Annotated in this window: 18 protein-coding genes; 10 read left to right on the forward strand and 8 right to left on the reverse strand. The window is 74.8% G+C overall.

What is annotated here, in order from left to right:
- Positions 1-2 precede the first annotated feature (2 nt).
- Together E2B92_RS03670 and E2B92_RS03675 are read left to right on the forward strand one after the other, a co-directional pair.
- Positions 3-2,171 (forward strand): bifunctional serine/threonine-protein kinase/ABC transporter substrate-binding protein, encoded by a 2,169-nt coding sequence (locus E2B92_RS03670; protein WP_126883346.1) that lies wholly within the window; start codon positions 3-5, stop codon positions 2,169-2,171.
- A gap of 303 nt (positions 2,172-2,474) precedes the next feature.
- The gene (locus E2B92_RS03675) at positions 2,475-2,882 is read left to right on the forward strand and encodes a hypothetical protein (protein ID WP_235023671.1); all 408 of its coding nucleotides are present in this window, start codon (positions 2,475-2,477) and stop codon (positions 2,880-2,882) included.
- A gap of 37 nt (positions 2,883-2,919) precedes the next feature.
- Here E2B92_RS03675 and E2B92_RS03680 read toward each other — a convergent pair whose 3' ends face one another.
- Entirely contained in the window at positions 2,920-3,558 is a 639-nt protein-coding gene (locus E2B92_RS03680; RefSeq protein ID WP_126883348.1) for a hypothetical protein, read from the reverse strand.
- Positions 3,559-3,885: 327 nt separating this feature from the next.
- On the opposite strand from E2B92_RS03680, the gene E2B92_RS03685 reads away from it, so the two are divergent.
- The gene (locus E2B92_RS03685) at positions 3,886-5,244 is read left to right on the forward strand and encodes an MFS transporter (protein WP_126883349.1); all 1,359 of its coding nucleotides are present in this window, start codon (positions 3,886-3,888) and stop codon (positions 5,242-5,244) included.
- A gap of 52 nt (positions 5,245-5,296) precedes the next feature.
- Here E2B92_RS03685 and E2B92_RS03690 read toward each other — a convergent pair whose 3' ends face one another.
- The 6 genes from E2B92_RS03690 to E2B92_RS03715 all read right to left on the reverse strand — a co-directional run bounded on the left by E2B92_RS03690 (position 5,297) and on the right by E2B92_RS03715 (position 12,019).
- The gene (locus E2B92_RS03690; protein WP_126883350.1) at positions 5,297-7,258 is read right to left on the reverse strand and encodes a helix-turn-helix domain-containing protein; all 1,962 of its coding nucleotides are present in this window, start codon (positions 7,256-7,258) and stop codon (positions 5,297-5,299) included.
- Positions 7,259-7,321: 63 nt separating this feature from the next.
- Positions 7,322-8,107 carry a 3-hydroxybutyrate dehydrogenase gene (locus E2B92_RS03695; RefSeq protein WP_126883351.1) on the reverse strand — a complete coding sequence of 262 codons (786 nt, stop codon included), beginning with the start codon at positions 8,105-8,107 and terminating at the stop codon, positions 7,322-7,324.
- Positions 8,108-8,167: 60 nt separating this feature from the next.
- A complete protein-coding gene (locus E2B92_RS03700) occupies positions 8,168-8,644 on the reverse strand; it encodes an NUDIX hydrolase (protein ID WP_126883352.1) in 477 nt (158 codons plus the stop codon).
- 10 nt (positions 8,645-8,654) lie between these two features.
- Positions 8,655-10,265: an apolipoprotein N-acyltransferase gene (gene lnt, locus E2B92_RS03705; protein WP_235023672.1), complete on the reverse strand. Its 1,611-nt coding sequence runs from the start codon at positions 10,263-10,265 to the stop codon at positions 8,655-8,657.
- A gap of 256 nt (positions 10,266-10,521) precedes the next feature.
- Positions 10,522-11,163: a hypothetical protein gene (locus tag E2B92_RS03710; RefSeq protein ID WP_235023673.1), complete on the reverse strand. Its 642-nt coding sequence runs from the start codon at positions 11,161-11,163 to the stop codon at positions 10,522-10,524.
- A 70-nt stretch (positions 11,164-11,233) separates the two neighbouring features.
- A complete protein-coding gene (locus E2B92_RS03715) occupies positions 11,234-12,019 on the reverse strand; it encodes a glutamate racemase (RefSeq protein WP_126889503.1) in 786 nt (261 codons plus the stop codon).
- Positions 12,020-12,077: 58 nt separating this feature from the next.
- On the opposite strand from E2B92_RS03715, the gene E2B92_RS03720 reads away from it, so the two are divergent.
- The 5 genes from E2B92_RS03720 (at position 12,078) to E2B92_RS03740 (ending at position 18,433) form a co-directional block, all read left to right on the forward strand.
- Entirely contained in the window at positions 12,078-13,271 is a 1,194-nt protein-coding gene (locus E2B92_RS03720) for a glycosyltransferase (RefSeq protein WP_126889502.1), read from the forward strand.
- Between the two features lie 385 nt (positions 13,272-13,656).
- Positions 13,657-14,124 carry a DUF6643 family protein gene (locus tag E2B92_RS03725; protein WP_133087385.1) on the forward strand — a complete coding sequence of 156 codons (468 nt, stop codon included), beginning with the start codon at positions 13,657-13,659 and terminating at the stop codon, positions 14,122-14,124.
- Positions 14,125-14,166: 42 nt separating this feature from the next.
- A complete protein-coding gene (locus E2B92_RS03730) occupies positions 14,167-14,991 on the forward strand; it encodes an MOSC domain-containing protein (RefSeq protein ID WP_126888975.1) in 825 nt (274 codons plus the stop codon).
- 226 nt (positions 14,992-15,217) lie between these two features.
- Complete coding sequence (locus E2B92_RS03735) at positions 15,218-15,826, forward strand: Rv1733c family protein (RefSeq protein ID WP_126888976.1); 609 nt, start codon at positions 15,218-15,220, stop codon at positions 15,824-15,826.
- 114 nt (positions 15,827-15,940) lie between these two features.
- The gene (locus E2B92_RS03740) at positions 15,941-18,433 is read left to right on the forward strand and encodes a right-handed parallel beta-helix repeat-containing protein (RefSeq protein ID WP_126888977.1); all 2,493 of its coding nucleotides are present in this window, start codon (positions 15,941-15,943) and stop codon (positions 18,431-18,433) included.
- Here the strand turns inward: E2B92_RS03740 and E2B92_RS03745 are convergent.
- A complete protein-coding gene (locus E2B92_RS03745) occupies positions 18,403-20,820 on the reverse strand; it encodes a hypothetical protein (protein ID WP_126888978.1) in 2,418 nt (805 codons plus the stop codon). The genes E2B92_RS03740 and E2B92_RS03745 overlap by 31 nt on opposite strands.
- Before the next feature lie 222 nt (positions 20,821-21,042).
- Between E2B92_RS03745 and E2B92_RS03750 the strand changes: the two genes are divergently transcribed.
- Positions 21,043-21,873: a DeoR/GlpR family DNA-binding transcription regulator gene (locus tag E2B92_RS03750; protein ID WP_185923777.1), complete on the forward strand. Its 831-nt coding sequence runs from the start codon at positions 21,043-21,045 to the stop codon at positions 21,871-21,873.
- Positions 21,874-22,173: 300 nt separating this feature from the next.
- Positions 22,174-22,620: an SRPBCC family protein gene (locus E2B92_RS03755; protein WP_133087386.1), complete on the forward strand. Its 447-nt coding sequence runs from the start codon at positions 22,174-22,176 to the stop codon at positions 22,618-22,620.
- Positions 22,621-22,680 lie beyond the last annotated feature (60 nt).

A 22,680-nucleotide genomic window follows, 5' to 3' on the forward strand; every position in this document is an offset into this window, starting at 1 on the left:
TGATGGAGCCGTTGCGCGGAGCCGACCCGGCCAGGATCGCGGGTCACCGGCTGCTGCGCCGCCTCGGCGCGGGCGGCATGGGCGTGGTCTACCTGGCCCGTTCGGCGGGAGGTTCGCTCACCGCGGTGAAGGTCATCCGCGCCGCGCACGCGGACGACCCGGGCTTCCGGGCCCGCTTCCGCCGCGAGGTGGAGACGGGGAGCCGGGTGGTGAGCCCCTGGGTCGTGCCTCTTCTCGACGCGGACCCCGACGCGGAGTCGCCGTGGCTGGCCACGGAGTTCGTGCCGGGGCCCTCCCTCGCGGAGGCCGTGGAGGAGTGCGGCCCCCTGCCGTACCGGAGCGCCCGCGTCCTGGGCGCGCGGCTGGCCGAGGCGCTGGAGGCGGTGCACGGGGCGGGGCTGGTGCACCGGGACGTCAAGCCCGCCAATGTGCTGCTCGCGGTCGACGGGCCGCGGATGATCGATTTCGGGATCGCCCGGCCGCCGGAGGACACCGCGCTCACCGCGAGCGGGATGGTGGTCGGCTCCCCCGGGTTCCTCTCCCCCGAACAGGCCCAGGGGCGGGGCCGGGAGATCGGGCCGGCCTGCGACGTCTTCTCGCTCGGCTGTCTGCTGGCGTACGCGGTGACGGGCGAACGCCCCTTCGGGTGGGGCTCGGCGGCCGAGGTGCTGGTGCGTACGGTTCACGAGGAGGCGGACCTGGACGCCGTACCGGCGCCGTTGCTGCCGCTGCTGCGGGACTGCCTGGCGAAGGAGCCCGGCGCCCGCCCCACCGCGGCCGGGGTCCGGGCGGCTCTGGAGCGTGCGGACGAGGGGGCGGGGGGCTGGCTGCCGGAGTCGCTCACCCGGTTGATCGCACGCCGTTCGGCCGCCGTCCTCGCGCTGCCCGCGGTCGAGGCGACCGAGGTGACCGGCGCGCCAGGAGGCACCGACACGGTGCCGGACTCGCGGGAACGGCCGCGGGGCGTCACACGGCGCCGCCTGCTGGTGCTGGGCTCGTCCGCCGGGGTGGCGGCGGGCGCCGGGGCCACCTGGTGGAGCGCGGGTCGCCCCGGCCGCGCGGCGGGCCGAGGCGGCGGGACACGGCTTCCGCGGCGGGTGGTCGCCCTGCACGCCGACCTGTCGGGGGACCGGAGGGCGGCCGGCCTGGCGCAGCAGAACGGTGTCCGGCTCGCCGTCGACCACGTCAACTCCCGGACGGGCCGGGGCTTCGACCTCGCCCTCCAGGTGCACGACGACGCGGGCGACACCACCCGGGCACAGCGGATCGCGCGGCGGTTGTCGGCCGACGACCGGATCGGCGCGGTGATCGGGCCGACCACCGACGCCTGTGCCGAGGCCGTCCTCGAGCAGTACCGGGCAGCGCTGCTGCCCATGGTCTGCGTGTCGGTCGGGCTCGACGGGGTGTCCGCCGGGAGGTACCGGACGTACGCGGCCACCCGGCCCCCCGACCGCGGCTTGGCGGCACCCCTGGTCGCCCACCTCGTCCGCACCGTCCGCACGCGCGCGACGGTGCTGATCGACGACGCGGCCGAGGGCGACTTCGGCTGGGAGCTCTGCGCGGACGTCGCCCAGGCACTCGCGTCCGGACGGCGCGTCACGACCCGGCTCACCCTCGCCGCCGAGGACGACTCGAGGGACGACTTCCGTGCGCTGGCCTCGTCGGTGACCGGCCGGAAGGCGGACGCGGTGCTGTTCGCCGGAGGCTTCGCCCGTGCGGCGAAACTGGCGCGAGCGCTGCGCGCGGCCGGCTACTCCGGCGCCCGACTGGCCACCCAACGCGCGCTCGACCCGCGTTTCTTCACCATGGCCGGGGACGCCGCCGAGAGCTGGGTCTTCGCCACCGCCTTCCTCGATCCGACCCGGGTGACGGCCGCGCGGTCCTTCGTCGCCGCCTACCGCCACCGCTTCGGCACCGCCCCGCCCTGGTACTCCGCGGAGGCCTACGACGCGACGCTCTTCGTGGCCCGCGCGCTGACGGCGCTGGGCGCCTCCCTCACCGAACGGGGCCCGCTCGTGGCGCGGTTGCGGGAGACCGACTACCGGGGCATCACCAAGCGGCTGCGCTACACGGGCTCGAGCACCGGCTACGCCACCAAGGCGATGTACCTCTTCCGGGCATCGGGCGGCCGCTTCCAGTACCTGGGCCAGTTCGAGGACGCCACCGCCTGAGCCGTGCGGCGGCGCCCCGTCGCGTCACGGCGCCTCAGCCGCCACCGCACGGGGCGAGCGCCGGACGGTACGTGCGTCACTGCGTGCTTTCCCCGATGGCGCGGCCCCGTCACCGCTGCGATGATCACTCCTCCAGCGGTACAGGAAGGGAAACGCATGAACCCGGGTCAGCAGATGGAATTCCATGCCTCCTGCGGGCATCTGATCTCGGCTCCGGCCGACCGGGCGGGGCAGGACGCCCGCTGCCCCCACTGTCACCGTGTGGTCCGGGTCCCGGGGAGCGATGTTCCCTATGCCTCGCCCGTGCCCCTGCCGGCCGGTGCCACCGAGCCGATGGCGCTGACCGCCCTCTACATGATCGCGCTCATAGCCGGCCTCGCGGGGGCCGGACTCGTCTACATGGTCATGTTCGACTCGCTCTCCGAGTCCGAGCTGGTCACGCTCACACCTCTGTGGTTCTTCCCGATCGTCTTCGGACTGTACGGCTTCGTCTCCCAGCGGCTGCTCCGCCGTATCGCCTCCGGGCGCGCCGGGACCCTGCACGAGGCCGCCCGCCTGTCCATCGACGTGGCGGGGCACTGGGCGGCCCTGGTGCTCTTCCCGTTCCTGGTACTGAAGTGGCGCAGCTCCCTGCTCGTGTCCCTGGCCGCGGCGCTCTTCTGGGCGGTCCTGCTGTGGCTGTTCTTCACGGCCGTCTTCCCCACCCTCTGACCGGCGCCGCACCGTCGGCCGGCTCCCGGCGTCCCGCTCATGCGTCCGGGGCGCCGTCCCCGGCGAGCGCGAGGAGGTCCGGAAGCATCCCGGCCAGTCCCTCCAGCAGCCGGTCCATGTCCACCACGTGCGGCAGCGGGTGGTGGACGAAGCAGACCCCGTCCTTCGTCACCGAGACCGCCGGTCCGGCGAGCCGTACCAGGCGCTCCGGCAGCTCCGACGCGTAGAACCGCTCCGTCGTCCCCGCACGGTCCTCGCTCATCGGCAGGTACGGCGCGTCCAGGGGGAAGGTGAGCCCGAGCTCCGCCGCACTCCAGCCGCGCTCCAGCCGCAGGTGCGGTCGGCTGCCCGGTACGTCGAACACGACGACCAGCCAGTGGGCGTCGGTCTTGCTCGTCAGGTTCTCCACGAACCTGCCGACGGTGACCCGGTGCTCGCCGAGCGGACCGGCCACGGCTGTCCCGTCCCGCGCCCGCAGCAGCCAGGGGAAGTGGACCGCGTACCCGGCCCACCGCGCCCCGCCCTCGTCGCGCTCGACCAGCCGCCAGCCAGGACGAGCGGCCAGGGCACGCATCGCCCGCTCCGCCCTGCCGACCCGCCGGGCGGCACGGACCGCGAAGGCCAGTCCGATCAGGGACGGCGCCAGTATGACGGCGAAAAAGACGATCCAGCCCACCACGTGGTCCCTCCGCTCCGCCCCGCCCCAGGAAGCCCGTCCGCCCGCATCCTCGCGCCCCGGTTCGCCGCGGGACATCGGGGAAACCACGTAGACGGCCACCGAATCCGGCGCCCGCCCGGGCTCACATCCGGGCCGCCCACTCGGACAGCCTTCTCCGTAACCTCGACGAGGCAGGTGTGGAGGCCCCGGCAGCGCTCTCATGGTGGCCCGGCGCACACCCGTCCCCGGAACTATGGTGCCCCGCCACATACGCCCCTGACCTGCCGCTTCCTACGGTGTGGCGACATCGGAAACGTCCCCGCCAACTGTCCGGAAGTGGTGTTCATGGCCGCCCCCGCTGCATCCGCTCCACCCGAGTCCGCGAACCTCCGCCGCGTCGTCGCCGCGAGTCTCATCGGGACCACCATCGAGTGGTACGACTTCTTCCTCTACGGGTCGGCCGCCGCGCTGGTCTTCAACAAGCTGTTCTTCCCCGACTCCGACCCGCTCGTGGGCACCCTGCTGTCGTTCCTGACGTATGCCGTCGGGTTCGCCGCGCGGCCGCTCGGGGCGCTGGTGTTCGGGCACTACGGGGACCGGCTCGGGCGGAAGAAACTGCTGGTGCTGAGCCTGCTGCTGATGGGCGGGGCGACGTTTGCCATCGGGCTGCTGCCGACGCACGCCACCATCGGGACGGCCGCGCCCGTACTGCTGACCGTGTTGCGGCTGGTGCAGGGGTTCGCGCTCGGCGGTGAATGGGGCGGGGCCGTGCTGCTGGTGTCGGAGCACGGGGACGCGCGCCGGCGCGGATTCTGGGCGTCGTGGCCCCAGACCGGGGCGCCGGCCGGGCAGTTGCTGGCGACCGGGGTGCTCTCCGCGCTCACCGCGCTGCTGTCGGAGGAGGCCTTCACCTCGTGGGGGTGGCGCATCCCGTTCCTGCTGTCGGGTGTCCTGGTGATCGTCGGTCTGTGGATCCGGCTGTCCGTCGACGAGTCGCCCGTCTTCAAGGCCGCGCTCGCCCGGGCCGAGGCCCGGAAGGCGGAGACGGACCAGGTGGAGCGGATGCCGCTGGTCGCCGTGTTGCGGTACCACTGGCGCGATGTGCTGATCGCGATGGGCGCGCGGATGGCCGAGAACATCAGCTACTACGTCATCACGGCGTTCATCCTGGTGTACGCCACGACGTCGGCCGGGCTCAGCAAGCAGACCGCGCTCAACGCCGTCCTCATCGCCTCCGCCGTGCACTTCGCGGTGATCCCCGCGTGGGGCGCGCTGTCGGACCGCATCGGGCGCCGGCCGGTCTATCTGATCGGCGCGGTCGGTGTCGGGGCCTGGATGTTCCCGTTCTTCGCCCTCATCGACAGCGGAAGCTTCGGCAGCCTGCTGCTCGCCGTGACCGTCGGGCTGATCCTGCACGGGGCGATGTACGCGCCGCAGGCGGCGTTCTTCTCCGAGATGTTCGCGACCAGGATGAGGTACTCGGGCGCCTCCATCGGCGCGCAGTTCTCCTCGGTGGCGGCCGGTGCGCCGGCGCCGCTGATCGCGACCGCGCTGCTGGCCGAGCACGACAGCTCGACGCCGATCTCCCTGTACGTCATCGCCGCCGCGCTGCTCACGGTGGTCGCGATCGCCTGCGCCCGGGAGACCCGCGACCGGGACCTCGCCGACGACACGCAGGAGGAGCGGGTCGTGGCCGGGCGGTGAGCCCGTCGGCCCTCCGGACGGCCGGTCGCCCCGCGCGGGGCGGCCGGCCGTCTCACTGTGCGACCGCGGCCGACAGGGAGTGCAGGCGCAGGGCGAGCTGGATCTCCAGGGCCCGGGGCGGGGACTGCCAGTCGGGGCCGAGGAGCCGGCCGACGCGCTCCAGGCGCTGGGCCACCGTGTTGACGTGGACGTGCAGTGCGTCCTTCGTACGGACCGGGCTCATGCCGCTGGCGAAGTACGCGTCCAGGGTGCGGACCAGGTCGGTGCCGCGGCTCCGGTCGTAGGCGATGACCTCGCCGATGGTGCGGGTCACGAAGCCGGCGATGTCCCGGGTGTCGGCGAGCAGCAGGCCCAGGAAGCCCAGGTCGGAGGCGGCCGCGCCCTCGCCGGAGCGGCCGAGCAGGCGCAGGGCGTCCAGGCAGCGGCGCGCCTCGGCGTACGCCGGGGCTATGGCGCCCGGGTGGGCGGCGGGCGCGCCGACCGGGGAGGAGGCGCCGACGGTGACCGGGTCGCGCAGGGTGCCGCCGAGGTGTTTGGCGGTCTGGCGGGCCAGGTCGGCGGCGGTGTCGCCCGGGCCGAGCGGGAGCAGCAGCACGGTGCCGCCGTCGCGGGCGGAGGCGAGGCCGTGGCGGGTGGCCGCGAGGTGGGAGGCGGCGGACCACAGGCGCTGCCGGTCGGCACCGTCCCGCTCGGTGCCCTCGCGCTGGGCGGCCGGCGGGAGGGTGCCGTCGCGCGCGGGGGCGTGCGGATCGGTGGGCGGGTCCGGCCGGTCGACGCGGGCGGCCAGCACCACGTGCGGGGCGTCGAAGTCGGTGCCGAGGCGGGCGGCGCGCTCCTTGAGCAGGCGCCGGTCCCGCTCGGGCGCGTCCAGCAGGTCGTCCAGCAGCTCCCCCCGCACGCGCTGTTCGGCCTCCCCGGCGGAGCGGCGGGCGAGCAGCAGCAGGGAGGTGACCATCGCGGCGCGCTCCAGGGTCCGCTGGTCGACCGGGTCGAGGCCCGGGTGGCCGTGCAGTACCAGCGCCCCGAGGACCTCGCCGCCCGCCGACACGGCCGCCACCCAGTCGTCGCCGCGGCGGGTGGCGTGGCCGTCGACGCACTCGGAGGGCAGCGGCCCCTCCGTGAACTCCACCGAGCCGTCCAGGACCTCCGAGACGGCCGCCGCCACGTCGTGGACGCCACCGCCGCGCAGGACGAGCTCGGTCAGCCGGTCGTGCACGTCCGAGGCCCGCTCGATGACGCCGCTGTGGGCGCGGATGATGCCGTTGGCCCGCTCCAGCTCGGCCAGCGCCGACCGGGTCTCCGCCAGCAGGTTGGCGGTGTCGATGGCGACGGCCGCGTGCGCGGCGAACGAGCCGAGCAGCGCGACCTGTTCGCGTTCGAAGACGCGGGCGCGCCGGTCGGCGGCGAAGAGCACGCCGATCACCTGGCTGCCGAGCATGAGGGGCACGCCGAGGATCGCCACCAGGCCCTCGTCCCGTACGCCGGAGTCGATGGCGCGGGTGTGCCGGAACCGCTCGTCGTCGAAGTAGCTCTCCGTCACATAGGGCCGGGCGGTCTGGGCGACGAGTCCGCCGAGCCCCTCCCCCATGCCCAGGCGCAGTTGCTGGAAGCGCGCCGAGACGGACCCCTCGGTGACCCGCATGTAGGTGTCGCCGGCGGCCGGGTCGTTGAGGCTCAGATACGCGACCTCGGTGCCGAGCAGGGACCGGGCGCGCTGCACGATGGCGCGGAGCACCGCGTCGAGGTCGCGCAGGCCTGCCAGGTCGTGCGCGGTCTCGAAGAGCGCGGACAGCTCGGCCTCGCGGCGCCTGCGGCCCTCCAGCTCCGCGCGGACGCGCAGCGCGAGCTGCTTGGCGTGCTCGAGCGCGGCGAGCGCGTCGGGCCCCGCGCCGTTCGCGCGGGCGAGCAGCACGGGCCGGTCGTACGCCTCGACGGCCGCCCCGCGTGCCAGAAGCCCCAGGTAGGCGACCGGGTCGGCGCTGGGCTCCGGCTCGCGGAGCTGTTCTTCGGACATGGTCACAGGGATACCTGCCGTACGGGTGGTCGCACCAGCCCTGTGGACAACCGGGCGGCACGCTCAGTGCGCGGTCCAGCCGCCGTCCAGGACGAGCGAGGTGCCGGTGATGAACGAGGCGGGCGGGGAGCAGAGGTAGGCGACGGCCTCGGCGACCTCTTCGGGTTCGATCAGCCGCTTGAGCGCCGAGTCCTTCAGCAGGACGTCGGTCAGGACCCGTTCGGCGGGGATGCCGTGGGCATCGGCCTGGTCGGCGAGCTGCGCCTCGACGAGGGGCGTGCGCACATAGCCGGGGTTGACGCAGTTGGAGGTGACGCCGTGCGGCGCGCCTTCGAGGGCGGCCGTTTTCGACAGCCCTTCCAGGCCGTGTTTGGCGGCCACATAGGCGGACTTGTAGGCGGAGGCGCGCAGCCCGTGCACGGAGGAGAGGTTGACGATACGGCCCCACCCTTGCGCGTACATGTGGGGCAGCGCGCCCCTGATCAGCCGGAAGGGGGCTTCCAGCATCACGGTGAGGACGGTGTGGAAGACGTCCGGGGGGAAGTCCTCGATGGGCCGGACCAGTTGCAGCCCGGCGTTGTTGACGAGGATGTCGGTGCCCGCCGCCAGGTCCTCGGCCGCGTCGAGGTCGGTCAGGTCCAGTACGTGGGGTTCGACCGCCCCGGCCGCCGTGGGCGCCGCCCTGGTCAGGGCGTCCAGGCCCCGGGCGTCCCGGTCGACGGCCCGGACCTTCGCCCCGGCGGCCGCGAGGCGCAGCGCGCAGGCGCGGCCGATGCCGCTCGCCGCGCCGGTGACGAGGGCGGTGCGGCCCCCGAGGTCGAGGGAGGTGACGGTGTGGGGTGCGGTCATGTTCCGCACCCTATGGAGCCCGGGACCGGCCACCGATGTGGCCCGAACCCATAGTTCGCCCTAGTCGGCCATGGTGGAGAACCATGTGGGGCCGTCGGTGAGGGCCTGCTTGATCCGGAACAGCTCGCCCTCCCGCAGCGGCGGCAGCGCGTCCAGCGAGTACCAGCCCACCTCCAGCGACTCGTCGTCGTTGACGCGCGCCTCACCGCCGACGGCCCGGCAGCGGAAGCAGGTGTCCATGTACTGGCACTGGTCACCGTTGGCGTACGTGACCGTCGGCAGCGTCTCCACGAGGACGACGCGCTCGACGACACACTCCACGGCGGTCTCCTCGTACACCTCCCGCACGACACTCACCGCCGGCTGCTCGCCCGGCTCGGGGATGCCGCCGACCAGCGACCACCTGCCGTTGTCGGCGCGTCTGACCAGCAGCACCCTGCCGTCGTCGTCGAAGACGACGGCGGTGACGCCCGGGAGGAGCAGCAACTGGTGCCCGGCGGTGGCGCGGACAGCCCGGATGAAGTCAGGAGTGGCCATGCCCCCGACCCTAGGGGGTCGCCGGCTCCCGGCGGGCACGCCGGCGTACAACGGCACCGTAGGCGGCCCCGCCGAGCCCGGCGGCGGCGAGTGCCACCAGCGCCGCCTCGGGCAGAGTGCCCATCCGGGTCGCCGGCGTCAGCGAGGAGCGCAGCGGCACCTTCGCCACCAGGGCGTCCGGCGTGAACATCCGGGACTCCCGCACGATCGTGCCGTCCGGCCGGATGATCGCGCTGACACCGCTGGTGACCGGGACGACGACGGAACGGCTGTGCTCGACGGCGCGCACCCGGGACATGGCGAGCTGCTGGTAGGTCATCTCGCTGCGCCCGAAGGTGGCGTTGTTGCTCGGTACGGAGATGAGCCGGGCGCCGTGCGTGACGGTGTCGCGCACGGCCCAGTCGAAGGCCGCCTCGTAACAGGTGGCGAGCCCCACCCGGGTGCCGGCGAGGTCGAAGACGCCCACCTGGCTGCCGGGGCCGAAGTCGCGCCTGACCCGGTCGACGTCCTTGTTGAAGATCCGTACGAAGGAGCGCATCGGGATGTACTCGCCGAAGGGCTGGACGTGCCGCTTGTCGTACGTGTCGACGGGGCCGCGCCGGGGGTCCCACTGGATCAGGGTGTTGCGGAGGGGGCCGGTCTCGGGCGTGACGACCGCCCCGATGACGGTCGGTACGCCGATGGCCCTGACGGCCTCGTCGATGACGAACCGGGCGTCGCCGTTGCGGTAGGGGTCGAGGTCGGAGGAGTTCTCCGGCCACAGGACGAAGTCCGGCTTCGGCGCCCGGCCGGCCGCCACGTCGGCGGCGAGCTGCTCGGTGCGGCGGGCGTGGTTGTCGAGGACGGCGCGGCGCTGGGCGTTGAAGTCCAGGCCCAGGCGGGGGACGTTGCCCTGGATGGCGGCGACGGTCGCGGTGCCGTCCTCGGGGGCGTCGGAGACCAGCGGCTGGGCGGCGAGCGCCGCGGTGACCGGGGCAAGGAGGGAGAGGGCGGCCGCGGCGAGGGGGCCGCGCGGGAGGGTGCCGGTCGCCCGGTACGCCCGCAGGACGCGTACCGCCTCGTACAGGCCGAAGCCGCACAGGGCGACGGCGAAGCCGAGCACGGGTGTGCCGCCCACGGCGGCGAGCGGCAGGAACATGCCGTCCGCCTGGCCGAAGGCGATCTTGCCCCAGGGGAAGCCGCCGAAGGGCACGCGCGCGCGTGCCGCCTCCCCCACGATCCACGCGGCGGCGGCGAACACCGGCCAGGCGGGGAGCCGCGACACGGCGGCGACGAGGAGGCAGGCGGCCGCGACGAAGAGCGACTCGGCGGCGACGAGCGCGAGCCACGGCCCCGCCCCGACCTCCTCACCGGTCCAGACGAGGAGGGGCAGGAGGAAGCCGAGCCCGGCGAGGTAGCCGAGCCCGAAGCCCGCCCTCAGCCGCCGGCCGCGCAACGTCCACCCGAGCAGGGCGAAGGCGGGCACGGCGAGCCACCACAAGGGGCGGGGCGGAAAGCTCAGGAACAGCAGCCCTCCGGACAGCACCGCTGCCGTCGGCCGCACCCACCACCACGGCAGCCGGGCCCCCGGCTCCTCGGGGGCGGGGGGAGGGACGTCGACGGCGGTCATGGTGGCGCTCACGTGCCGGAGTCTACGGCGATCTCCTGTGCGAACGGGAGCGCGGCCGGTGGCCCGGGACCGGCAAGCGGCCGGTCGCGGACGCGGACGCCGGTGGTCGGGGGTGCGTCCGGGCGGCGGTGGCCGGGGGCGCATCCGGGAGCCGGTGGCCGGGGAGGATCCAGGAGCCCGCGCCCGGCAGCGCGTCCCGGAGCCGTTGGCGGGGAGTACGGCACGCGCGGCGTGCCCGGTGTTCCCGGGCCGGGCCGGGGCGGGCGCGTCAGCGGCCGGTGGTGGGGTCCGGGCGGTGCGGCAGGGGGGTGCCGTCCGGGGCGGGGTCCTCGGGGCCGTGTGCCAGGGTGAACCCGTCCCGCGTGGCCGTGGGCCGCCGCAGGCGGAGGCGGTGGCGGATCACGCGGACCGCCGCTTCGGCGTCGTCGACGGTGACCGTGAAGCTGCGCCCGTCGCCCAGGGTGAGCACCAGGCCCTCGCCCCGGCGTACGACGACCGCCGTGCCTTTCTCGGGGAGCCAGCGGTAGCCCCAGCCGCCCCACTGGCGCGGGGTGACCGAGGGGGCGAATCGGGCGTCCACCACGGTGTCGAGCGGGATGCGCCTCCGGGGCAGTCCCATGTGGCCGCACCGCACCTCGAGGGTGTGGCGGTCCACGGTGAGCTCGACGTACACGAAGGCGAGCGTCCCGAAGAGCACCAGGAGTCCGGCCGCGACGCAGCCGACGACCGCCATCAGCAGGGCGGCGGTGCCGGAGGTCCAGGAGAGGTCCACGGCCAGTTCGATGCCGAGCGCCACGCAGGCGGCTCCGGCGGCCGCGAGCAGCCACTGGACGCGGTTGGTGGCCCGTCCGGTCCAGGTGTCGGGCACCGGCTCTGTGGCAGGTCGCTCGTCGCGGGAGTGGTCCCTCATGCGTAGCAGCGTACTCACGTTCCGCAGTCGCGGCCGCTCGTGCCGGGCCCGCCGGGGGAGGCGCGGGCGGTCAGCGCGCGGGGGCCGCCTCGCCGAGGAGCCGGCCCTCCGCGTACGCCAGGGCGGCGTCCGGGAGCGCGGCGGGGCGGCCGCTGAGCAGCACCGTCAGGTCCGTGGCGGGGGTCGCGGCGGGCTTCGGGAGGGCGCCGATCCGGCGCAGCGCCTGGGCGGCGACCGCCTGCGCCGAGCCGTGCAGCACCACGGGTGGCAGGCCGGCCGGCTGTACGGCCGTCCGGATGCGTTCGGCGACCAGTTCGTAGTGGGTGCAGCCGAGGACGACGGCCCTGACGTCGGCGGGGGTGAGCGCGGCGGCGGCGGCGATGGCCCGGTCGATGGCGTCCTCGTCGGCGTACTGGACCGCGTCGGCGAGGCCGGGGCAGGGCACTTCGGTGACGTCGACGGAGCCGGCGAAGTCGCGGATGAGCCCGCGCTGGTAGGGGCTGCCCGTGGTGAGGGGGGTCGCCCAGATGGCGACGGGTCCGCCGCCCGCCGCGGCCGGCTTGACCGCGGGGACGGTACCGATGACCGGGATCGCGGGCTCGAGCTCGGCGCGGAGCGCCGGCAGGGCGTGGACGGAGGCGGTGTTGCAGGCCACGATGAGCGCGTCGGGCCGGTGCGCGGCGGCCGCGCGGGCGACGGCGAGGGCGCGCGTGGTGAGGTCGTCCGTCGTCCGGGGTCCCCAGGGCATCCCGTCGGGGTCGGAGGAGAGGACGAGAGCCGCGTCCGGCCGCAGCCGGCGCACCGCGGCGGCCGCCGCCAGCAGGCCGATTCCGGAGTCCATAAGCGCGATCTTCACCCGATCACCCTAGCCGACGGCCCTTGCGCTCCCCCCGTTGTGGGGCAGACTGCGGCGAATGAGCACCATTGCGTGGATCGCCCTGGGGTCGGTGGCCGCCTGGACGTGGCTGCTGCTGGGGCAGGGCTTCTTCTGGCGCACCGATCAGCGTCTGCCGCGCCGCGCCGATCCGGCCCGGTGGCCGTCGGTCGCCGTGGTGGTGCCGGCCAGGGACGAGGCGGAGGTGCTGCCGCTGAGCCTGCCGTCGCTGCTGGCCCAGGACTATCCGGGGCCTTTGCGGATCTTCCTGGTGGACGACGGCAGCACGGACGGTACGGGTGATCTGGCGCGGGTGCTCGCGGTGCGGCACGGAGGGCCGCCGCTGACGGTGGTGTCCCCGGACGCGCCGGAGCCGGGCTGGACCGGGAAGCTGTGGGCGCTGCGGCACGGGATCGCGGAGGCACGCGCGCGTGGCGCGGAGGAGGGACCGGGCGACCCGGAGTTCCTGCTCCTGACGGACGCGGACATCGCGCACGAGCCGGACAGCCTGCGCGAGCTGGTGGCGGCGGCCACCGCGAACAACCTCGACCTGGTGTCGCAGATGGCGCGGCTGCGGGTGGCGACGGCCTGGGAGCGGCTGGTCGTTCCCGCGTTCGTGTACTTCTTCGCCTCGCTGTACCCGTTCCGGTGGGTCAACCGGCCCGGGGCGCGGACGGCCGCCGCCGCGGGCGGGTGCGTGCTGCTGCGTACGGAGGTGGCCGGCCGGGCGCGGGTGCCGGAGGCGATCCGGCAGGCGGTGATCGACGACGTGTCGCTGGCGCGGGCGGTCCGGCGGGCGGGTGGCCGGATCTGGCTGGGCCTCGCCGAGCGGGTGGACAGCATCCGCCCCTATCCCCGGCTGGCCGACCTGTGGCGGATGGTGGCGCGCAGCGCGTACGCCCAGCTCGGGCACCACCCGGTGCTGCTGGCCGGGACGGTGGCGGGGCTGGCGGTGGTGTACCTGGCGCCGCCCGCCGCCGTGTGCGCGGGGCTGTTCGCGGGTGACGTGCCGGCCGGGGTGCTGGGCGCGGCGGCGTGGGCGGTGATGGCGGGGACATACGTGCCGATGCTCCGCTACTACCGGCTGTCGCCGTGGCGGGCGCTGCTGCTGCCGTTCACCGCGTCCCTCTATCTGTGCATGACGGTCGATTCGGCGGTGCGCCACCACCGGGGCCGCGGGGCCGCGTGGAAGGGCCGCACCTATCCGCGTCCCGAGGTCGCGCCGGACAGGTGACGGGTGGTCAGGCCGGTTGGCCCGGGGGCGGGCCGGCGCCGCAGCGCACCTTTCCGGGCACGCGGAGTTACGCCGGCTCAATTCGATGTTGATGCGGTGTGAAGACTCAGCACTTCGGGTGGAACATTGACCCTCTTTAAGCATGGGCATGCCCAGTCCGGATCATCGCCGGGCGGGCCCGGATTTATGTAGGGGCCACCTTGCGGGGGGTCTTCCGCGGGCCGGGGGACCTGCCGGTAACCCCCCATCAGCCTGGCCTTTACACGGACGGTGACCGTTTTTCCCGGGTTCGCTCGTATTGGCGATCGGCGGCCACTCACACCGCGTAAAACAACCTGCTTATCAGCCTCCCCAATCAGCACATCGTGGGCTTAACTTATGTGCCATGACCTCCCCCCGTTCCTACGGCGGCGCGTACTACAACGCGCCGTCGTTCCCGGACACCCCGATCTACGACTCTCTCGTCGCGGAACGGGGCACGCCTCAGATCGCGCCGATCCGAGTGCCCGCCGCCTACGACACCGGCAGCTCCTACCTGCCGGCGCTCCCCGCGGCCCTTCCCGCCCTCCCGGCGGCCCCCTCCCAGCCCATGCCGTCCTACAACGGCGGCTCGTACGGCTATCCCCAGCAGGCAGCCCCGCAGCCCGCCCCGCTGCAGCACATGCCCGCGCCGTACATCCCCCAGCAGCCGACCGCCGTTCGCGGCGGTTACCCCGGCCCGCAGCCCCATCCGCAGGCGCGGCCGGTGCCGGCCGGGTACGAGGCGATGCGCCCCGCGGCGCCCCGCCCCGTGCCGGCGCCCTCCCCGTACGACGACCCGTACAACCGCCCCTACCAGGGCGGGGGCTACTGACCTGACCCGGTCGGGCGTCACGCGTGCTGGCAGGATGAGGCCATGCCCACTCCTGCCCTCCGCTCGCTGCACGTCCGGCCGGTCAAGTCCCTCCGGGGGGCTTCGCCCGTCACGGCGGCGGTCGAGCCATGGGGTCTCGCCGGGGACCGCCGCTGGATGATCATCGACGCCGCGGGGAAGGCGGTCACCCAACGCCAGCAGCCGAGGCTGGCGTTGGCCTCCGCCGAGGAGCTGCCCGGCGGAGGGGTCCGGCTGTCCGCGCCCGGACGGGAGCCGCTGACCGTCGCCGTACCGGAGCCGTCGGCCACCGTGCCGGCGCAGATCTTCCTCACGAAGGTCGAGGCGGTGCCGGCCGGAGCCGCCGCGGACGAGTGGTGCACCGCCTACCTGGGCGAGGACGTACGGCTGGTGCACCTGGACGACCCGGCGCACCGCCGCCCCATCGACCCGGATTACGCGCTGCCCGGGGAGACGGTCAACTTCGCCGACGGCTATCCCCTGCTGCTCACGTCCGTCTCCTCCCTGGACGCGCTGAACTCCCTCGTCGCCCGGGGCGATCACCCCGAAGAGGGTCCGCTGCCCATGGACCGCTTCCGGCCCACCGTGGTCGTCGAGGGCACCGACCCGTGGGACGAGGACCGCTGGTCCCGCATCGCGATCGGCGAGGTCACCTTCCGCGTGGCCAAGCCGTGCGCCCGCTGCGTCGTGACGACCACCGACCAGCTCACCGGGCACCGCGGCAAGGAACCGCTGCGCACCCTGGCCCGGCACCGTCTCGTCGGCAAGAAGATGATCTTCGGCCAGAATCTCGTCCCCGAGCACCCGGGCACCCTCCGGGCCGGTGACCCGGTGGAGATCCTCCGCTAGGCGTCTCGCAGCGCCGGACGCCCGCCCCACCGCGCCGTCCGCACAGCGCCCGGTTGGTCGGCCCCACCGCGCCGTCCGCACAGCGCCCGGACATCCGCCCCACCGCCCGGTCCGCACAGCGCCCGCCGGTCCGCCCCGCGGGACGATGCGCCGCATAGGCCGCGCCTTCACGGGAACCCGGGCACTCGGCACACGCGTTGACGGACACGAAAGGGGGTGCGGACCTGTGCGTGCGGTCGTCGGACTCTGGCGCTGGCGGCACAATCCCCTGCGCCGGGCCACCGATCTCACCGAGGCGTGGGTGGCGCTCGCCGCCCTGCTGCTGATGTGCCTCGCCGCTCCTGCCGTCGGCTGGATCTGCGGCGCGCTGACCAACACCTCGCTCCAGGAGTCGGCCCGGCACGAGCAGCGGCAGCGCCATCCCGTCACGGCCCACGTGCTGGGCCGCGACGAGGGTTCCCGGCCGGCCGCGCACGACCCGGAGGCGGCCACCGGGAACCAGATACGCAGGGCGGTGCTCGCCCGCTGGACCGCGCCCGACGGGACGGCGCACACCGGGGCGCTCACCGCCGCACGGCACAACGCCGATCCGGGTGACACCTTCCGCATCTTCACCGACGGCCGGGGCCGGCCGGTCGATCCGCCCATGACCGCCGAGACGGCGCGCGAACAGGCCGTCATCGCGGGCATCGGCACCATGCTCCTGGCGGCCGGGGCCGTCGAGGGCGTCCGGCGGATCGTCGTATGGCGGCTGGTGCGGCAGCGGTACGCACGGCTGGACCGGGCGTGGGCGCAGGCCGGGCCCGACTGGGGCAGGACGGGCGCGGGGAGCTGACCGGTCGTCGCGGTCATGGTGGCCGACCGGTCAACTCGCCCCCTTCACGCGCGCTACGGTGGTGCGACCGTCCGGGAAGACGCGCGAGGCACGAGGTGGGGGCAGAGCAGCACCATGGCACAGGGCACGGTCCAGGTGACGCACACCGGCACATCGCGGTGGCGGCGCCGCACGGGCGAGTACGCCTCCCTCGCCGCGGCCCTGGAGGCCGCCGGTGACGGCGATGTCCTGACCATCTCCCCCGGCACGTACCGGGAGAACCTGGTCCTGCGGCGTGCCGTCACGCTGCGGGGAGCGGAGGGCGCGGTCGGCCCGGTGCGGATCGCCCCGGCCGACGGGGTGCCGCTGACGGTGCGCGCCTCGGCGACCGTGCAGGACCTGCACGTCGAGGGCCAGGACACCTCCGCGCCCGCGCTGCTGATCGAGGACGGCACCCCCGAGCTGCTGGACCTGCGGATCGTGACCCGCTCGGCGGCGGGCGTGGAGGTGCGCGGTGCGGCACGGCCCACCGTACGGCGGTGCACCGTCGACAACCCGGCGGGTGTCGGGATCGGCGTACTGGACGGCGCGGGCGGGGTGTTCGAGGAGTGCGAGGTGGTCGCGGCGGGGCAGTCGGGCCTCTCGGTGCGCGGTGGCGCGCACCCGCGCCTGGAGCGGTGCCGGATCCACCACGCCTCGGGCGCGGGGCTGTCCGTGACCGGTGAGGGCAGCGGACTGGAGGCCATCGGCTGCGAGGTGTACGAGATCAAGGGCAGCGGCGTCCAGGTGACCGCCCGGGCGGCGGCCCACCTCACCGACTCGTCGGTGCACCGGACGACGTCCGACGGGATCACCCTCGACACGGACGCCGTGCTCACCCTCTCCGACTGCGACATCCACGACATCCCCGAGAACGCGGTCGACCTGCGCTCCCGTTCGGTGCTGACGCTGACCCGTTCGACGGTGCGGCGGTTCGGCCGCAACGGGCTGTCCGTGTGGGACCCGGGCACGCGCGTGGACGCCAACCAGTGCGAGATCCACGACAGTACGGGCGACTACCCGGCGGTGTGGGTCAGTGACGGCGCCACGGCCGTCCTGGACTCGTGCCGCGTGCACGACGTGCCGGACGCGCTGTTCGTCCTCGACCGGGGCTCGCGGGCCGACATGGTGGACAGCGACCTGTCCCAGGTGCGGAACACGGCGGTGTCGGTGAGCGACGGGGCCACCGCGCAGCTCGACGACTGCCGCATCCGGGAGGCGTCCACCGGGGCCTGGTTCCGTGACCACGGCAGCGGCGGCACGCTGAGCGGGTGCACCATCGACTCCGTACAGACCGGGGTCATCGTCACCAAGGGCGCCGACCCGGCGATCGAGCGGTGCACGGTCACCTCCCCCGCCGAGGCCGGGTTCTACGTCTCGGCGGAGGGCCGCGGCACGTTCCACGGCTGCCGGGTGACGGGCAGCGGGGGGTACGGCTTCCACGTCATGGACGGCTGCCGCACGACGCTGAGACGGTGCCGTACGGAGCGGTGTGCACGCGGTGGATACGAGTCCGGAGAGGAGGGGCCCGTCCTCGAGGACTGCACCAGCGACGAGAGCGGGGTCCTCACCGCGCGGTCCGAGGCATCGGCCCCGTCCGCGCCCCGCTCGGTCGGCGGGCTGCTCGGTACGGTGCCCTCCTCCGTCGCGCCCCCGGCACCGGTCGTACCGCCCGGGGGGCCCGCCCAGGTGCCGCCGCAGGGGTCCGCGCACGGCTCCGCACCGGGGCCGGGGGGCCGGGGCGCGGCCATATCGGCGCCGCCCGAGGGGCCGCCCGTCCGCAGCGCCCAGGACGTGCTGGGCGAACTCGACGCGCTGGTGGGCCTCGACAGCGTCAAGCGCGAGGTGCGCACCCTCACCAACATGATCGAGGTCGGCAGGAGGCGCCAGGAGGCGGGGCTCAAGGCCGCGTCGGTCCGCCGCCACCTGGTCTTCACCGGCTCCCCCGGCACCGGCAAGACGACCGTCGCCCGTCTGTACGGCGAGATCCTCGCGTCCCTGGGCGTGCTGGAGCGCGGCCACCTCGTGGAGGTGTCCCGTGTGGACCTGGTCGGCGAGCACATCGGTTCCACGGCGATCCGCACGCAGGAGGCGTTCGACCGGGCGCGCGGCGGGGTGCTGTTCATCGACGAGGCGTACGCCCTGTCCCCGGAGGACTCGGGACGGGACTTCGGGCGTGAGGCGATCGACACGCTGGTGAAGCTGATGGAGGACCACCGCGAGGCGGTCGTGGTGATCGTCGCCGGGTACACGGCCGAGATGGAGCGGTTCCTGACGGTCAATCCGGGGGTGGCGTCCCGCTTCTCACGGACGATCACCTTCACCGACTACGTGCCGGACGAGCTGCTGCGGATCGTGCAGCAGCAGGCGGAGGAGCACGAGTACCGGCTCGCCGAGGGGACGGCCGAGGCGCTGCGGAAGTACTTCACAGAGCTGCCCAAGGGACCCGCGTTCGGCAACGGCCGCACCGCCCGGCAGACGTTCGAGTCGATGGTCGAGCGGCACGCGGGCCGGGTCGCCGGGCTCACCGAGATGAGCACCGACGACCTGACCCTGCTCTACCCCGAGGACCTGCCCGAGCTGCCCTGAGCGTCGCCCGCCGCGCCGGCCGGGTCCGCCGCGTCCGCCCCGCCGGGCGGGCCCTCCTCGGTCCGCTGCTCGGGCACCGGCACCGGCGCGGGCAGGGGCAGGGCGGGCGGGAGGCGGTCGAGCAGGACGGTGCGTTCCTTGGCGAACACCGGGTCGGCCTGGTAGTCGCCGTGGCCCAGGATCGGTTCGGGCAGCGGGTGCTCCTGGGTGCGGCCGTAGACGACCGGGTCGCGCAGCGCCCGGTGGTCGACCTCCGGCTTGTCCCCTTCGGCGGGGACGTTGACCGGCCCCCCTATCGGGTCGGTGCGGCGCCACAGGTTGCGCCAGCAGTGCAGCTCCCGGTGGAGGGAGGCCAGGGGCCGGGGTCCGAAGTAGGCGGGGAACCAGCGCCCGTACAGCCGCTCCAGGGGCGAGCCGTAGGTGAGCAGCGCCACCCGGCGGCGGGTGGCCGCAGGGAGCTGCCACACCGCGGCGGCCGCCAGGACGCTGCCCTGCGAGTGGCCGGAGATGACCAGGCGCCCGCCCGTCCGGCGGGTCCAGGACGACATGCGCCAGGTGAGGTCCGGCACCGCCCGCTCCGCGTAGCAGGGCGGGGCGAACGGGTGCGCGGCGCGCGGCCAGAACGTACCGACGTCCCAGAGGATGCCGATGGTCCGCCGTGCGGAGGCGTCCTTGTAGGCGCGGCGGCCCCAGGTGACGAACAGTATGAAACCGAAGCCGATCAGCCAGGACCCGAGCGCCTGCGCCGCCTCGGCCGCGCTCTCCACGAACGGGTGCCCGCCCTCGAACGCCTTGCCGGGCACCGTTTCGGCGGTCCACGCCCCGACGAGCGCGGCGGCGCCCAGCAGGAGGGTGGCGCCCGCGACGATGCCCACGACGCCGGGCGCCGCGTCGGTGAGGGCGGCACGCGCGCGCGTGGCGGCGATGCGCCGGGTGCGGACGGGATCGGGGCGCTCGCCCTCGTACTCGGCCTCCACGACGGGCGCCAGGCGGCGGGCGGTGAGCGCGGTGCGCAGGGCGAGGACGGCGGCCGGGACGAGCAGCAGCACGAGGAGGACGGGGATGACGGACGCCTGCCAGCTCAGCAGCACGGGCGGCCCGATGGGCTCCCCGCCGGTGCCGGGCGTGGCGGGGCCGTCGAGCCAGTCGGCGACCCGCTGGGCGACGCCACCGCTCATGACGCTGCCCAGGGCACAGGCGAGCATGGCGACGGCGGGGCCGCCGAGACCGCGCAGGACGGTACGGGTGTGCGGGGCGCGGCGGTACAGCCGCAGGGCCACCGCGGCGAGGGCGAGGACGAGCGCGCCCTGGGCGAGGGCGATCACGCTGAACGTGGTGTCCCCGGGAAGGGTGCCGGCGGAACGCCAGGTGGGGCGCGACCAGCCCGCGTACAGCACGGCGAGGACGAGCAGGGCGATGGAGGCGCCGGGCAGCCAGGTGACGACGGCACGGTCGAGCCGGTTGTCGAGCCGCTTCTCGCTGCGGCCCCGGCGGCACACCACCCAGACCACGACCACCCCGCCCAGCAGCAGGGCGCCCTCCAGCGCCCAGCCGAGCACCTCCCGGCCCGTGCCGGCCGCGTGCCGGTCGTACCGTGCCGTCGCCCCCGCCACCGCCGCGGCGACGGTGAGGAACCCGGCGGCGGTGTGCGCGGCGCGCAGCCGGGCGACGAGACGGCGGCCGTACCAGAAGCCGGGGCGGCCCAGCACCGGCCTGGGGCCGTTCCCGGGGACGCCGTCCCCGTCCATGTCGCCCCGGGGCGGCCGCTGGGCCTCGTACGCGCTCCAGGTGCGGTTGGACAGGTACCACAGGAGCCCCACCAGGGCGGCGGGGACGACGGCGGCGAGCGCCAGCCGGCGGCCCGGCTGGGACCACCAGCCGCCCTGGGCGGCCGACATGAAGCCGAGCCAGGACCGGTCGCCGGCGCAGCGGGCGGAGCCCGCGCACTGCCAGGCGGTGAGGTCGAGTGCGACCTCACAGGCGGCGGCCGTGAGCAGCACGGTCAGGGTGAGGGCGACGAGCCGGACGAGCACGCCGTAGAGCCGGACGGTGGCGGCCTGCCGCGCGGCGGGCGGGCGCATCCAGTGGGCCAGGTTGACCACCATGAACGGCAGGAGCAGCAGCCATAACGCGCGGGCGCCGTTGCCCGAGGTGAGGTTGCACCAGCAGTACGCCTCCGGCACCGGCCGTCCGTCGGCGAACCGCTCCGGGTCCTCCTCGGCGTACTGGTCGACGGTGCGCCGGTAGATGGCGGCCGTCTCGTCACCGGTCACCCGTACGGTACGGGGGTCGTCCAGCATGAGCTCGGGCGTCGTGCCGCCGACGCCGTGGACCAGCAGTTCCAGCGCGGCGCCGGGGCGCGTGGGCTCCGGGATGGCAGGGGGCACGTGGGTGGCTCCCTCTCGACGTGAAGCGGGCAGGGGTGCGGGGCATGGGGGCGTGCGGGCCGGACGTGACCAGGCATGACCGGGCACGACCAGAATCGTCGAAGGGGGCGGCCTTCGGCAGGGTTCTCACCGAATCTCCCCCGGTCTGTCGCCGGCGGGACCGTGGCAGGATGATGGGCCTTGGCCAGCGGTGGTGACGACATGGAAGGACCGGCCCCTGCGGTGAGCGACAACCAGAACCTCCTCGCGGAGCAGCGGCGCGCCCTGATCCTGGACGAGGTGAGGCGGCGCGGTGGGGTGCGGGTCAATGAGCTCACCCGCCGGCTGAACGTCTCCGACATGACCGTCCGCCGCGACCTGGACGCGCTGGCGCGGCAGGGCGTCATCGAGAAGGTGCACGGCGGGGCGGTCCCGCTGGTCGAGGCGAGCACGCACGAACCGGGGTTCGAGGCGAAGTCGTCGCTGGAGCAGGGCGCCAAGGAGGACATCGCGCGGGCGGCCGCGGCGATGGCGGTGCCGGGCAGCGCGATCGCCCTGTCGGGCGGCACGACGACGTACGCGCTGGCCCAGCACCTGCTGGAGGTGCCGGACCTGACGGTGGTGACCAACTCGGTGCGGGTCGCGGACGTGTTCCACACGGCGCAGCGCACCGGCTCGGGCGGCGCCCCGCGCCCGGGCACCGCGACCGTGGTGCTGACGGGCGGGGTACGGACGCCGTCGGACTCCCTGGTCGGGCCGGTGGCGGACCAGGCGATCCGCTCGCTCCACTTCGACGTGCTGTTCCTGGGCGTGCACGGCATCTCGGTGGAGGCCGGACTGTCCACGCCGAACCTGGCGGAGGCGGAGACCAACCGGCGCTTCATCCGCTCGGCGCGGCGCGTGGTGGTCGTGGCCGACCACACCAAGTGGGGCACGGTGGGGCTCAGTTCCTTCGCACGGCTGGAGGAGATCGACGCCCTGGTGACGGACGGCGGCCTGTCGGCCGAGACCCGCGCGGACATGGCGGACCACCTGCCGGGCCTGGTCGTGGCGGGCGAGCAGGACGCCGCCTGACGCCCGGGAGCGGTCGCGGTCGCCTACGGGCCGGGGGTGGCGGGGTGCTGGGCGTCGGGGGTTGGTGTCCGGACGCGGGGGGAGAGTGCGCGGCTGCGCGTCGGCGGGTGGCCGCGGGAGGCGGGCGGGGCGCGAGGGCTGGTGCGGTGGCCGGGCCGGCGGGTGGGGCGCGGGGGCTGGTGCGGCGGGTGGGCCGGCGGGTGGGGCGCGGGGGCTGGTGCGGTGGCCGGGCCGGCGGGCAGGGCCCGGGGGCTGGTGCGGCTGCCGGGCCGGCGGGTGGGGCGCGCATACGATCGTCGCATGGCTCTGTTCCGGATCGTCCGTGGTGCACCCCTGTCCGCCGCCGAGGCCTGGCGGCGGGTCACCGACTGGCGGGCTCACGCCGCGCTGGTGCCGCTGACCCGGGTGGGGGCGGTGAGCACGGGGCCGGTGCGGGAGGGGAGCCGGTTCACCATGCGTACGGGGATCGGGCCCGTCGGGTTCGACGATCCGATGGAGGTCGTCCGCTGGGAGCCGCCCGGTCCGGGGGGCGCGCCGGTGGGCGTGTGCCGGCTGGAGAAGCGGGGCCGGGTGGTCACCGGGTGGGCCGAGATCGAGGTGCGGGAGACGGCGCCCGGGTCGGTGCGGGTCACGTGGACGGAGGCGCTGCGCCTGCGGGGAGTGCCGCGCGTGTGCGATCCGGTGCTCGCGGGCGCCGGGAAGTGGGTTTTCGGCCGGGCCTTGTCCGCTCTCATGGCGGACAACTGACGGGTCGACAGCTATGGTGTGGGGCCCTGGCACCCCCCTCATATGCTGGAGGTACGGTCC

This window comes from Streptomyces sp. WAC05374 (genome assembly GCF_004353505.1).
Taxonomy (GTDB): Bacteria; Actinomycetota; Actinomycetes; order Streptomycetales; family Streptomycetaceae; genus Streptomyces.

Bases quoted from the DNA above. Each gene is read 5' to 3' on its own strand.
- E2B92_RS03685 (WP_126883349.1), top strand. From the start codon at position 3,886: ATGGCCGCCCCCGCTGCATCCGCTCCACCCGAGTCCGCGAACCTCCGC.
- E2B92_RS03710 (WP_235023673.1), bottom strand. From the start codon at position 11,163: ATGAGGGACCACTCCCGCGACGAGCGACCTGCCACAGAGCCGGTGCCC.
- E2B92_RS03740 (WP_126888977.1), top strand. From the start codon at position 15,941: ATGGCACAGGGCACGGTCCAGGTGACGCACACCGGCACATCGCGGTGG.
- E2B92_RS03700 (WP_126883352.1), bottom strand. From the start codon at position 8,644: ATGGCCACTCCTGACTTCATCCGGGCTGTCCGCGCCACCGCCGGGCAC.
- E2B92_RS03695 (WP_126883351.1), bottom strand. From the start codon at position 8,107: ATGACCGCACCCCACACCGTCACCTCCCTCGACCTCGGGGGCCGCACC.
- E2B92_RS03730 (WP_126888975.1), top strand. From the start codon at position 14,167: ATGCCCACTCCTGCCCTCCGCTCGCTGCACGTCCGGCCGGTCAAGTCC.
- E2B92_RS03720 (WP_126889502.1), top strand. From the start codon at position 12,078: ATGAGCACCATTGCGTGGATCGCCCTGGGGTCGGTGGCCGCCTGGACG.
- E2B92_RS03670 (WP_126883346.1), top strand. From the start codon at position 3: ATGGAGCCGTTGCGCGGAGCCGACCCGGCCAGGATCGCGGGTCACCGG.
- E2B92_RS03690 (WP_126883350.1), bottom strand. From the start codon at position 7,258: ATGTCCGAAGAACAGCTCCGCGAGCCGGAGCCCAGCGCCGACCCGGTC.
- E2B92_RS03725 (WP_133087385.1), top strand. From the start codon at position 13,657: ATGACCTCCCCCCGTTCCTACGGCGGCGCGTACTACAACGCGCCGTCG.
- E2B92_RS03755 (WP_133087386.1), top strand. From the start codon at position 22,174: ATGGCTCTGTTCCGGATCGTCCGTGGTGCACCCCTGTCCGCCGCCGAG.